Consider the following 12,363-nt stretch of genomic DNA (forward strand, 5'->3'; position numbering starts at 1 on the left):
GACCTCCACCTCGACGCCTCCGGCACCACCACCCCCGAAACCTGCGCCGACACCGTCATCAACCACCTCCACCACACCGGCATCCTCACCCCACCCGAAACGCCGTGAGGGGCTGAGTTGTAGTCCACCTGTGCAGGTCGGGGCGGTGGTGGCCGAATGCGGGCCGCCACCGCCCCGAGCTTCTCCGCGGGCGGAGAAGGATGCGGAAAGAATTCGGCCCGAGGGTCAGCCCTGCGAGGGCTGGTCTGCGTCCGGACAGCTGATACCGCGCAGGATGACGGCGACGCGGTCACGGAGCGTCTGGCTCAGCCAGGCCGCGGTGCGGTCTCCCGCGCCCCAGCGAATGATCGCCTCCATGGTCACGGCGGTCAGCATCGCGGCGACATCCTCGACGTCGATCCGCGGGCCCAGTTCGCCGCGTTCCCGGCCGTAGCGGAGAAGCGTCTCGAAGGCGACGCTGAGGCGAGGACTCGGCACGGTCCCCTCGGGTGCCTGCCCCGTGAAGCCCAGGGCGCCCGCCCGCAACGCGGCCGCCCTGGGGGCGCGGACGACGCGCCGAGCCATGGAACCCATCACCTGCTCGCTCAGCGAGGTCAGGGGGACATTCCGCACTGTCTCGGCCTCGACCTGGTCGATCATCGCCTGAATCGTCGCCGAGCTCATCTCAAGGAGAATCGCCTCTTTGTTGGCGAAATGGAAATAGAAGGTTCCCTTGCTGACTCCGGCGGCCTGCGCGATATCACCTACGGTGCTCGCCTCATAAGCCTCGTTGAAGTCGCCCGCGCTCCACAGGTCGAGTGCGGCGCGGGTGAGCGCGAGTCGGGTCTCCCGTGACCTCGTGTTGACGAGCGTAGCCCGCTGTCGGGGCGGGTTACGGGTTCGACCGGGTTCCATCGTGGCACCAAGCATACGCAGGGGCCCCGCTCGTTCCTGGTCCTGTGTGGCGCCAGTTGTCCGGGGRAGTGGAGCGACTCCCGGGCGGCCGAGCGGTGCCGGCGGGCGCTGGACGGGTACTGGACGGGCGCGGTGCGGCGGACCGCGCGCAGACCCGAAGGTCCGAGTCCGACCGATGTGGATCGCCGAGCTCCGGGTGGCCGCTTCGGTCGCGCTGTGCACCACTGTGAGCCGTGTTACTCTCCCATTTGAACATCGATCAAATGGGAGGCGGAGATCGCATGGCGATGCAGCGCCACGAGGAACTCGATCTGACCGGCAAGGTCGTGATCATCACGGGAGCCAGCCGAGGAGTCGGTCGGCAGGCGGCCCAGGTGTTCGCCCGCCGCGGCGCGCACCTGGTCCTGGCCGCGCGGACGGTCGAGCCGGACAGGAAGCTGCCCGGCACGCTGAACGAAACGCTCACGGAGATCGAGAACCTGGGCGGCCAGGCGATCGCCGTGCAGACCGACCTGGCCAGCGAGGCGGATCTCAGGCACCTGGTCGACGCCGCCGTCGAGCGGTTCGGTGGCGTCGACGTGCTCATCAACAACGCGGCGGCCACCACCGGCGACATCTGGTCCAAGCGGTTCCTGGAGCTGACGCGCGAGGACTGGCTGTACCAGTTCGACGTCAACCTGCACGCGCCCTTCACGCTCATGCAGCTGGTAGTGCCGATCATGGAAAGTCGTGGCGGCGGGCGCATCATCAACCTCAGCACCGGCAGCGGCGAGGTTTTCCGCCAGCCGGAGGAGCTCCCCAAGCTCGAGAGCGTCGGYGAGTTCAGCCTGGCCGTGCCCGGCTACTACTCCAGCAAGCGGGCGCTCGACCGGCTCGGCAACGCGCTGGCTCCCGAGCTCGCCCGCAAGGGCATCGCCGTGATCGCCATGCACCCGGGCCTGGTGGCCACCGAGCTCGTCGCCATCCGGGTCAGGGAAGCCGGTCTCGACGACAGCGTGGCCGTGCCCATGCAGGTTCCCGCGCGCATGCTGRCCTACTTCGCCTCCTGCGCCGACCCCATGGAGTACAYCGGGCGCATCTTCTGGGCCGAGCGCGAACTCAGGGAGCTCGGAATCGAGCTGGACGACGAGCCCGCGCTCACGAGCTGACTGGAACGGGGCCGGCTGCCCGGCCGCTGTCGGCCCGGTGCCGGCACCGGGCCGACACCGACACCGACACCGACACCGCCGACAGCAGAGGGGAAGACATGGATCTGGAGAAGTACGGGCCGTGGGCTCTGGTCGTCGGCGGGTCGGAAGGTATCGGGGAAAGCTATGCGCGAAAGCTCGCAGCGCACGGATTCAAACTGATCCTCACAGCACGGAAGACCGGCCCCTTACAAACGCTGGCGGATGATCTGCGCGCCGGGGGAGCCGAGGTACGGACCCTGTCCGTCGACCTGAGTGAGCCCGATGCGCTGGAGCGGACCCGGACCGCGACCGACGACATCGAGGTCGGCCTGCTCATCTACAACGCCGGCGCCAACAGCGTGCGCGGCGACTTCGTGGAGCTGGACCCCGCGGTCTACCGGTCGGTGATCGCCGTCAACGTCCTCGGCCAGGCGGAGTTCGCGCGTCACTACGGCGCCCTGATGTGCGAGCGCAGGCGCGGGGGAATCATCCTCTCCGGTTCGGGTGCCAGTTTCATGGGTGCGCCGTCCCTGGCCGCGTACTGCGGGTCCAAGGCATTCAGCCGGGTCTTCAGTGAAGCGCTGTGGATCGAGTGCGAGAAGTACGGTGTGGACGTGCTGCACCTCAGCATCGGCTTCACCGCCACTCCGGCGATGGCCCGGCTGGGATATCCCCTCGACGCCGCCCAGTCGCCGGACGAGGCCGCCCAGGAGGCCCTGGACAACATCGCCGGCGGTCCGCTGTGGATCGCGGGCGGTCAGTCGTCCCTCGAGACCGCGATCAGCCGGTCCACGGTCACCGGGCGCGCCGAGGCCGTCCGGGCGGTCGCCACCCCAGGGCGGTTCTGACGCCTCTCGTAGTCCGCTGGTCGACAAGGCATTTCGCGTAGGGTCGAAGGTGGCAGACACTTCGTGCGGCCCGTGACGGGGCCGCGCCGGCCGAGCAGGGCTCCTGCCCGGCACGGATGTCGGGAGGGGAAGCCATGTCGAACTCGTTGGACCTGGGCGGCTCGCCGGCGTCGGGAGCGAGCGCCGACTCCCCTCGCTCGCCGGCCGGTGCCCTGGAGCTCGTCCCGCCCCAGCCGGTGGCAGCCGTCGCCGACGACCAGGTGGACAGCATGGTCCCGCTCGACGAGGCAACCCGGGCCCAGCTGCGGGAACGGGCCGCCGCGTTCGCGGACGACCTCGCGGCGCAGGACCCGCGCAGTCCTGCCTTCCAGGACAAGATCAACGACATCGTCCGCATGGGCGAGCGGGAGATCGTGGCGAGCGCGCGGGTGTCGAGCCGGATGCTCGACCGCCCGGCTGCCGCGCTGCGGGCGGGGCGTGGTGGCCGCGGGGGTGCGGACGCGCAGACCCGCGTCGCCGGCACCCTGCTTGAGCTGCGCCAGACCGTCACCGACCTGGATCCGGCGAAGGCGGACCTGAAGGGTGGCCGCAAGCTGCTGGGCAAGGTGCCGCTGGGGAATCGGATCTCCCGCTATTTCCAGCGTTACCAGTCGGCGCAGAAGCAGCTCGACGCCATCATCGGCGCGCTCGACTCCGGTCAGGACGAGCTGCGCAAGGACAACGCCGCCATCGAGCACGAGAAGGCCACACTCTGGGCCGCGATGGGCAAGATCACCGAGTACGCGACGCTCGCCCGGGCGCTCGACGCCGCCGTCGCGGCCCGCATCGATCACGTCCGCGCCACCGACCCGGCGGCCGCGGACGCACTGACATCCGACGCGCTGTTCCCCATCCGCCAGCGCCAGCAGGACCTGCTCACCCAGCTGGCCGTGAGCGTGCAGGGCTACCTGGCCCTCGACCTGGTCCGCAAGAACAACATCGAGCTGATCAAGGGTGTCGACCGGGCCCAGTCGACGACTGTGGCGGCGCTGCGCACCGCCGTGATCGTGGCCCAGGCGCTGGCGAACCAGAAACTGGTGCTGGACCAGATCACCGCGCTGAACGCCACCACCAGCAACATGATCATGTCGACCAGTGAGCTGCTGCGCCAGCAGTCCGGCCGCATCCAGGAACAGGCGGTGTCCAGCACGGTGGACGTCGAGACACTGCAGAAGGCCTTCGACAACGTCTTCGCGACGATGGACGCGATCGACACCTACAAGGTGAAGGCGGTGGAGAGCATCGCGACCACGGTCACCGCGCTGGAGGCGCAGGTGGTCCGCTCCAGGGCCTACCTGGAGCGGGCACAGGCCGGCGAGGGCTGACCGGTGCCCGTCCGGCGCCGTGCGGGACTGGTACGGGTGGCCGCAGCATGATCTTCCGATGGCGGGGTGAGAGCGCCGAGGCCGAGCCCACGGCCGGTGAACCGGCACCGCCCGCGTCCCCCGCGGAGCAGGCGGGGCGGCTCCGGGAGGAGCTCGCGCGGATCGTCGGCCACGCCAACGCCGACGGTGGCAGGCTCCCGCCCGGCGCGGTGCCGACCGTGCGCGACATCGACGACGTCCTGCGGCCGCTGCTGGGCTACATAGAGACCAGAGGCGCGAGCGACGAGGAACTGCGGTACATCGCCGCGATCATCCAGGAGTACCTGCCACAGGCGCTGGACGACTTCCTGGCACTTCCGCCCCGGTACGCCGACCGGCCCGGCGTCACCGGGACGACCCCCGCCGAGGACCTGGTCCGCCAGCTCCAGCTGCTCGACGAGGGCGCCGGCGAGATCCAGGACTCCGTCTACAGCGGCGACGCCGCGAGACTGGCGATCCAGGCCCGGTTCCTGGACGCCAAGTTCCGCCGCTCCGACCTCGACGCATGACCGTGGCCCTGCCGCGCGGCGGCAACGTGCTGCTGGCGAAGGAGGCACCCGGCATCGAGCGGGTCCGCATCACCCTCGGGTGGAGCGCCACCACGCGGACGACCGGGACCAGGGCCGGGACCAGGGCCGGAGTCGGGGTCGGGACGGGAACCGGCCCGGTGCCCGAGGCCGACGCCGTCGTCGTGCTTGTCGACACCGACGAGAGGGCCCCGCGGCTCCTGCTCACCGACCAGGTGCCCAACCCGACCGAACGGATCGGCGCGCCGCGCGCACCCCACCGGACGGACGGGGACATTGAGCAGATCGCCGTCGCGCTCCCCGCGGTGCCGGCGGACGTCGCCCGGCTGCAGTTCGCCACGGCGATCTACGACCCCACCGGCCGTAACCAGACCTTCCGGGCCGCCCCCCACGGATTCATCCAGGTCTGCGACGACAGGGACGGCCGGGAGATCGTCAGTTACACCTTCGAGGCGGAGACCGGCGCCGAGACAGCGCTCGTCTTCGGTGAGCTGTACCGGCACCCGACAGGATGGAAGTTCCGGGCGGTCGGCGAGGGGTACGCCAACGGCCTGCCCGGCCTGGTCGGTGGCGGTGGCGGTGGCAGTGCCGACGGCATCGCGGCGGTCCACCCGGCCAGCGCGGCCGCCTTCCTCACCCGGCTCTCCCCGGCCCGCAGCCGGCGGCGGGTGACCGACCACCTGCGGCCCGCGACACGACCGGCACCGCCCCCGCCACCGCCACCGCCGGAGCCTTCGCCTCCGCCGAGCGCGCCCCCGTCGGTGGCGCCGCCGAGCGCGCCCCCGTCGGCGCCGCCGACGCCGCCCGCGCCAGTCCCGCCGGCTCCAGTTGCTCCACAGGTTCTGCCGGCATCTCCGGCTCCGCCGGCATCTCCTGTTCCGTCCGCGTCTCCTGCCTCGCCGGTTCGGGCGGCGGCTTCGTCCGCTCCGTCACCGCTGGATCTCGGCCAGCCCGACGCGGGCTCCCGCTCCCGGCCGGCCACCGTCGAGGCGGGCGAGCGGTCGTCCCGCCACCGGCAGCGCCACGAGCAGGTGAGTGCCCTCGACGACGACCACCCGGCCACCATCTGGACCGGTGACACCCGCGGAACGGGCGCCCTGACCGTGTCGCTGCGCTGGACGCCGCTGCGGACCCGGACCGGTCTGCCGCGCCCGGCCAACATCCACCTCGGCTGCCTCTGGCAGGCTCTGGACGGGGCGGCCGGCGTCATCCAGCAGCACGGGGGCTCGGTGAGTGGAACGGGGCGCGCCGGTCGCCAGGTGCTGCGCCTCGTCGGCCGGGACGAGCGGGCCGAGCAGACGATCTTTGTGGATCTGGCCACGCTCGCGACCTTCAAGCGGTTCTTCGTGTTCGCCTACGGCCTGCACCGCTCGCCCGAGTGGGACCTGTTGCGACCGGTCGTCGCCGTCACCACGCGTGGCGGCGGGGAACTCGCCATCCGGCTCGGCCAGCCACCCGAGGACGCCCGGACGTGCATCGCGGTGTCATTCCACGTGGTCGGGGACGACCTCGTCATCCGCCGTGAGAACGACTTCGTCGACGGCCCCCAGGCCATCGCCGCGGCCCGCTACGGCTGGTCGCTCGAGTGGAACGAGGACGGCACCGCACCGCGCGACGCCGGGTAGCCGACCCGACCCGGTCAGGTGGTGGTGGCGGGCACCTGGGCGGGAAACGCCATGGTCGTCAGCAGACCGCGCACCGGCTCGGGCACCGGGACGGGGCCGGTCGGCCCGCGGTGTACGAGGACGGCGTCACACAGGGCCAGGCAGATCTCGTCCTCGAACAGCCCGCAGACCTGCTGGATCGAACTGGTGCCGATCCGTCCGACGCCGACAGCCACCTGGTAGGACCCGGGGTAGCGGACCTCCCGCAGATAATCGATCTCCACGCGGGCCACGACCACCGGCAACGGCCGCCGCTCCTGCGGGAGTGCCACGTGACTGGCGCCGAGTACCGCCCGGTTCATCGCGACCCGCGCCTCCTCGAAAAGCGCCGCGATGGCCACGTTGTTCACGTGGCCCAGGCTGTCCATGTCGCCGAAGCGCGGCTGCATCGTCAGGACGAAGGGGTAGTTCGCCAGCCGGGTTCTCGCCGGGTCGAGTTTCGCTCCCATGAGCCCTTCTACCGTGTCCGACGCACATGGGCATCCCCGGCTGTGGCGGGGGTCTCGCTGTGCGCGGGCGGGCGGGCGGGCGGGCGGCGACGGGCCGGCCGGGATAAGGTCTCCGGCGTGTTGACGGTGACCGGCGGCGACTGGTCGGCGGCGGCCCCTGCGGCGCATCCGGACGGCTCCGAACGGGAGGCGGCCGGCGGCACCGGCGGCCTGCGGTGGCCGCGCCGGCATCACCGGCCGGGCCCGCGGGGACGGCGCCGCTGGCCGCGCCGGTCGCGGCGGGCGGAGCGCCGCCGGCGGGACCCCTCTGATGCCGCCGACGCCGGCTGCGACGCCTTCGACGGCTGTGACGGGTGCGACGGGTGCAGCCCGCTGCTCACCCTCGCTGCCCTGTTCTCGCTCCTGTCCACACTCGCGGTGGTCGGGAACCGGCTCCGCGCCGCGATTGCACTGCGGGGCGCGCGGACGTCGGAGGGTGCGCCGGGAGCATCGGTGACCCGCAGCGGGTTGGCGGCGCGAGGCGCGCTGACGGTGATCCGTGCGTATCAGCGTGCGGTGTCGCCTCGCCTGCCCGCGCGGTGCCGCCACACGCCCACCTGCAGCGCCTTCGCCGCGGACGCGATCTCGGGTTCGGGGCTTGCCGCGGGGGCGGCGGCCACCGCAGGGCGGCTGCGTGCCTGCCGTCCCGGCGCCCGCGCGGGGGGTGGCTGACCCGGCTGACCAGGTCTGGATGGGTTCGTCCAGCCAACCGCGTCAGCTGCCGCCGGGATGGGAAGGCCCAGCCGGCGGGCGCGTCCCGTTGCCGGGGAACGGCGGCCCCGCCGCCAGGCTGGGGCTGCTGCCGGGGAACGGGGGCGGGGCCGACGGGCGGGCTCGGCGGCCGGTCAGCGAGGCGTTCACCTCGTCGATCAGCAGCCGCTGGCCGGCCGTGCCCGCATCGAGGCCGACGAGGTCGATGTAGGTGATGCCGCCCAGCAGGCCTTCGGCACGGACGTCCTCCACCCGAACCGGGAGGAGGGCACGTTCGGTGCCCGCAGGGTCGGAGTCCCAGGCTGCCTGCCAGTGCGCCTGCACCCTGGGCGAGGCCAGGTAGCTGCTGGAGAGCACCACGATGGTCCGGCGGGAGAGCCTGATCGCCTCCTGCAGCACCTGCACGGCACGCGCTCCCGCGACCAGCTCGCGTGCCTTCAGATGGACCTTGAAGTCGGCACCCTCGAGCACCCAGTCGATCCAGCGGGCCCAGCCCTCGTCCGCCTCCGCGTAGGACACGTGAAAGTCCCACCGCGGCCCGTCGCCGCCGGAGGAGCCCATGCCCGGCGTCGGGCTGGGCCGTCCGGCCGCAGTCCGATCGGCCTGCGACGCGGGCGACGGGGGCGTCGTGGGCGAGGCGGCTCCGGCCGCGGGCAGTGCTGCGTCCGGGTGGCCGAAGACCCGGTTGGCCGGGTACTCCGCGGCGGCGGCGGCGAGCAGCTGGCGACGGCCGTCCTGCACAATGCCCGACCGTAGAAGCGCGTTCACCTCGTGCCAGAACGACAGGGAGTCGGACGCTGCCCAACCGGGGATGCGGCTGGGGGAGAACCCCACGGAGGTGAGGAGCCGCCGGGCGGAAGGCAGCTCGGCGTAGACATCGGCGAACGCGTTCAGTTCGACGCCCGTCAGGAAATCCTCACTCTGAGTCATTCATACCTCCCCGTAACAGATCTGATCCTAACGGTGGCGCGGGGCGGTCCGCGCCGTCCGCGTGGCTGACCCCTCGACGGGTTCGCCGCGCGGATCTGTGTCGGTGTGGCGTCACCGGGGAGAACCAGAACATCGCGGACGGGGCGCGGCCGCGCGCACGATGCCTGCTGGCCCCGGGCCGCCAGGCATCGTGCCCGAACCTTTCGCCGCGAACTCTGGAGGAGAATCCATGCCGCTGCTCACTGACACGGCCCTGGACGTTCCCTTCGGCGTCACGCCCGATCCGGACGAGTTCGTCCAGGCTGCCATGGAATGGCATTTCGGTCCCGGAACGGGCAGTCCGTTCTGGCTCCGGCAGGCCGAAACCCTCGGCTTCGAACCGCGCGCCGAGGTACGGACACACCACGATCTGAGGCGCTTCCCGGACGTGCTCCCGCTGCTGCGGGACGTCCGGGCGGAGGATCTCATCCCGCGTGGGTACGGGGACCGGCCGGACGTCGTCGGGTTCTACGAGAGCGGCGGCACGACCGGCCCGCCGAAGCGGGTGGTCCTCATGAAGGAGTGGATGGATCGTCTGCTGCGGAAGAACGAGGACGTCCTCGACCAGCACGGCATCGAGCGCGGGCTGAACTGGCTCGGGGTGATTCCCGCCGGGCCGCATGTGATCGGGGAGTTCTTCCGCCAGATCGCGAAGGCACACGGTGGCTACTCGTTCACCGTCGACCTCGACCCGCGGTGGGTCAAGAAGCTCATCGCCGAGAAGAACGCCGCGGCGGCCGAATCCTACGCCGAGCATGTCATCGACCAGGCCGCCGACATCCTGCGTGGGCAGCACATCGGCGCGCTGAACATCACCCCGCCACTGCTCGAACGACTCGCCCGGCGCGGGGATCTCGTCGACCTGGTCAACGAGAAGGTGCGGGCGATCATGTGGGGCGGGGCACACCTGGATGCCGACACCCTCGACATCCTCCGCACCGAGGTCTTCCCGGACGTGGTCTTCTGCGGGCAGTACGGAAGCACGATGTTCCTCGGCTCCGCGCCGCAGCGGCCCGGGCTGCCCGCCGAGGCGCCCTGCATCTTCGACGCCTACTCCCCGTACATCACGTTCGACGTCGTCGACCCGGAGACCAGGGAGCCCGTCGGCTACGGGGAACGAGGGCGGGTACTGGCGAACCACGTCAGCCGGGCGTTTCTGCTGCCCAACAATCTGGAGCGTGACCTCGCGACGCGGGTGAAGGCACTCGACGGAACTGTCGGGGACGCGCTCTCCGACGTCACCCCGGTGGCCACGTTCGAGGACGAGACCGTCATCGAGGGGGTCTACTGATGCCCGCAGTTCTCACGGCGCCGGTCGAACTGCCCGCGCTCGGGCCCACCGGCGAGTTCCGGACCAGGAACCAGCAGGTGATCACCGAGGTCAACGGGGACCAGGCCGCGCGGCTCAGCCTCGTCCCGCCGCTGTTCGTCCACCGCACCATCGCCCGGATGCGTGCCGCTGCCAGCCCCCCCGCCGACGCGCGGATGGCGATGCTGACCGAGGCGGCCCGGCTGTTCGCGACGGCGACCCTCGGCGACCTGTCGGTCGAGGAGTACCAGCGGATGGTCAGCCGCGTCGGCGGGCTGCCGATCTCCACCGTCCGGGCGGCGACCGATGTCATCGCCGAGTGGCTCACCCGCGTCTGCGACTCCGTCGAGCGGGCCTGCCCGCTGGGCACGGTCGGAGACTGGCGTGACCCGTCCACCCGGAGTGGGCGAGCTGTCTGGGCCCGGCGCGGCGAGGTGTTCGCGGTCCATGCGGCGGGCAACCATCCGGGCACGCACGCCCTCTGGCCGGAGGCACTCGCCCTGGGCTATCGGGTCGCCATCCGCCCGTCGCGCCGCGACCCGTTCACCCCGTACCGGCTCATCACCGCGCTGCGGCTCGCCGGCGCCGCCCATGAGCAGGCTGTGCTGCTACCCACCGACCACAGTGGTGCCGAAGCCGTCCTGCGCGCGGCCGACCTCGGACTCGTCTACGGCGGCGACGACGTCGTCAGCAGGTTCGGCGCCGACCCCACCATCCTGACCCAGGGGCCGGGGCGGTCGAAGATCCTCGTCACCGCCGACACCGACTGGCGCGATCATCTGGACGTCATCGTCGACTCGGTGGCCCGCGGCGGCGGCACCGGCTGCGTCAACGCCACCGCGGTGTTCGTCGAAGGTGACCCGGCGCCGTTGGCCGAGGTGCTCGCCGACCGGCTGTCCCGGCTGCCGAGCCTGCCCCCCGAGGACGACGCGGCGGCCCTTCCCGTACAGCCGCTGGGCAGCGCGCGGGCCGTCGAGGCGTACCTGGGCCGGAAGGCCGCCGGCACGCGGGCCTGGCTCGGCGGCGACGGGATCGTCGACGATCTCGGTGACGGGAGCGCGGTGCTGCGGCCGGCGGTCCACGAACTGGACGCCCCGACCGCGCCGCAGGCGGGCATCGAGCTGCCCTTCCCGTGCGTCTGGGTCGCCCCGTGGACCCGCGCCGCCGGTGCCGCACCGCTGCGCGAGAGCCTGGTGCTGACCGTGATGACCCGGGACGCCCGGATCGTCGACCACCTGCTGAACGAGCCGACCATCCGGAACCTCTACCTGGGCGATCATCCGACCGTCTGGATGGCCGCCGGTGTCCCGCACGACGGCTACCTCGCGGACTTCCTCATGGAGAACAAGGCCCTTATCCGGGACTGACTGCGAGCCAGGGCCAGGGCCAGGGCCAGGCGCCGGACCTCGGGCTTCGGGAGCTCCGCGGTCCGACGCCCTGGGCAGGGCCCGGTTACCAGTACCAGGATGACCAGTACCAGGGTGATCAATACCAGGCCCTGCCGGTAAACCGGTGATCAGTGCTCTGCGCGGATCAGTGCTGTGCACGTGCGGGACAGCAGGCTCCGGGCTCCGCGCCGGCCGTCATCACCTGCAGACCCAGATGGACCGCGGCGGAACCCAGTGTCGATGGCCGTGTGCCCAGACCCAGTGGCCACTCACATGACGCCAGTAGCAGTGACGCCCACCGTGGTGTCCCCCGCCGTGGTATCCCCCGCCGGGATGCGTCTCGCTGTGGTAAGTGCCGCCGGCAACATCGCCCCGTGACGGTGCGGCCTGCGCGGGAGCCGCCCCCAGAACCGTGCCCAGTGCGGCAGCGGCGATCAGCAACGGAAACGTCTTCTTCCGGTACGCCATATCTGCTCCCCCCCGGCGCCCTGCGTAAACGCAGGGCGCCAACTTCGTCGAGGAAGTTCCGGCCGTGGTGCAGACCTGGAATACCCGCGCCGGCCGGGATTCAATCAGGGCGAGATTGTTCGAGCCTGCATCCCCTCCACGCCTGCGTCGATTCCCCAGCTGATGACCCGGCGCGGACGAATGCGAATGACCTCCGGGCTCAGGTGTCCGGCCGGCGGATCCTCGCCGGTAACGGCAGCGGCCTCCCCGCGTATCTCGACACCGCGCACCCGCCACGGGTTTACGGAGGCGATGTCGTCGACCACGAGGGAAACCTCCCGGGTCGCCGCCACATTCCGGAACTTGCGGGTGGCGCCCAGGTTGTACCCGTGAATGTCGATGGTGTCGGTGGCGGCGTTGTGCCGGAATGCGACCGGACTGTTCTGGGGTGTACCGTCCGGCGCGACGGTGGCCAGCCGGCCGAGACGCTGGCCGGCGAGGTACTCGAGTTCCGCGTCGGTGAAGACCATGCCTCCGGATCCTGCG

12 protein-coding genes are annotated in these 12,363 nt (G+C 71.5%); 8 read left to right on the top strand and 4 right to left on the bottom strand.

Annotated elements, in window-relative coordinates; genetic code table 11:
* Positions 1-225 precede the first annotated feature (225 nt).
* On the bottom strand, positions 226-894 hold the full coding sequence (locus tag CC117_RS11055; protein WP_071083959.1) for a TetR/AcrR family transcriptional regulator: 669 nt from the start codon (positions 892-894) through the stop codon (positions 226-228).
* Positions 895-1,181: 287 nt separating this feature from the next.
* On the opposite strand from CC117_RS11055, the gene CC117_RS11060 reads away from it, so the two are divergent.
* The 5 genes from CC117_RS11060 to CC117_RS11080 all read left to right on the top strand — a co-directional run bounded on the left by CC117_RS11060 (position 1,182) and on the right by CC117_RS11080 (position 6,466).
* On the top strand, positions 1,182-2,042 hold the full coding sequence (locus tag CC117_RS11060) for an SDR family NAD(P)-dependent oxidoreductase (protein ID WP_071083960.1): 861 nt from the start codon (positions 1,182-1,184) through the stop codon (positions 2,040-2,042).
* Positions 2,043-2,140: 98 nt separating this feature from the next.
* The gene (locus tag CC117_RS11065) at positions 2,141-2,911 is read left to right on the top strand and encodes an SDR family NAD(P)-dependent oxidoreductase (protein WP_071083652.1); all 771 of its coding nucleotides are present in this window, start codon (positions 2,141-2,143) and stop codon (positions 2,909-2,911) included.
* Positions 2,912-3,045: 134 nt separating this feature from the next.
* A complete protein-coding gene (locus CC117_RS11070; RefSeq protein ID WP_071083653.1) occupies positions 3,046-4,275 on the top strand; it encodes a toxic anion resistance protein in 1,230 nt (409 codons plus the stop codon).
* A gap of 47 nt (positions 4,276-4,322) precedes the next feature.
* A complete protein-coding gene (locus CC117_RS11075) occupies positions 4,323-4,823 on the top strand; it encodes a hypothetical protein (protein WP_071083654.1) in 501 nt (166 codons plus the stop codon).
* Complete coding sequence (locus CC117_RS11080; RefSeq protein ID WP_071083655.1) at positions 4,820-6,466, top strand: TerD family protein; 1,647 nt, start codon at positions 4,820-4,822, stop codon at positions 6,464-6,466. The genes CC117_RS11075 and CC117_RS11080 overlap by 4 nt, the downstream gene beginning before the upstream one ends.
* 14 nt (positions 6,467-6,480) lie before the next feature.
* Here CC117_RS11080 and CC117_RS11085 read toward each other — a convergent pair whose 3' ends face one another.
* Positions 6,481-6,954 (bottom strand): acyl-CoA thioesterase, encoded by a 474-nt coding sequence (locus tag CC117_RS11085; RefSeq protein WP_071083656.1) that lies wholly within the window; start codon positions 6,952-6,954, stop codon positions 6,481-6,483.
* Between the two features lie 117 nt (positions 6,955-7,071).
* Between CC117_RS11085 and yidD the strand changes: the two genes are divergently transcribed.
* Entirely contained in the window at positions 7,072-7,665 is a 594-nt protein-coding gene (yidD, locus tag CC117_RS38890; RefSeq protein ID WP_071083657.1) for a membrane protein insertion efficiency factor YidD, read from the top strand.
* A gap of 42 nt (positions 7,666-7,707) precedes the next feature.
* Here yidD and CC117_RS34555 read toward each other — a convergent pair whose 3' ends face one another.
* On the bottom strand, positions 7,708-8,634 hold the full coding sequence (locus CC117_RS34555; protein WP_084131924.1) for a toll/interleukin-1 receptor domain-containing protein: 927 nt from the start codon (positions 8,632-8,634) through the stop codon (positions 7,708-7,710).
* Positions 8,635-8,863: 229 nt separating this feature from the next.
* On the opposite strand from CC117_RS34555, the gene CC117_RS11100 reads away from it, so the two are divergent.
* Both CC117_RS11100 and CC117_RS11105 read left to right on the top strand, forming a co-directional pair.
* A complete protein-coding gene (locus CC117_RS11100) occupies positions 8,864-9,964 on the top strand; it encodes a phenylacetate--CoA ligase family protein (protein WP_071083658.1) in 1,101 nt (366 codons plus the stop codon).
* Positions 9,964-11,349: an aldehyde dehydrogenase family protein gene (locus CC117_RS11105; RefSeq protein ID WP_116287762.1), complete on the top strand. Its 1,386-nt coding sequence runs from the start codon at positions 9,964-9,966 to the stop codon at positions 11,347-11,349. The genes CC117_RS11100 and CC117_RS11105 overlap by 1 nt, the downstream gene beginning before the upstream one ends.
* Positions 11,350-11,942: 593 nt before the next feature.
* On the opposite strand, the gene CC117_RS11110 is transcribed toward CC117_RS11105, so the two are convergent.
* A complete protein-coding gene (locus tag CC117_RS11110) occupies positions 11,943-12,347 on the bottom strand; it encodes a PPOX class F420-dependent oxidoreductase (protein WP_071083660.1) in 405 nt (134 codons plus the stop codon).
* Positions 12,348-12,363: the final 16 nt, after the last annotated feature.

The organism is Parafrankia colletiae (assembly GCF_001854655.1).
Classification (GTDB): Bacteria; Actinomycetota; Actinomycetes; order Frankiales; family Frankiaceae; genus Parafrankia; species Parafrankia colletiae.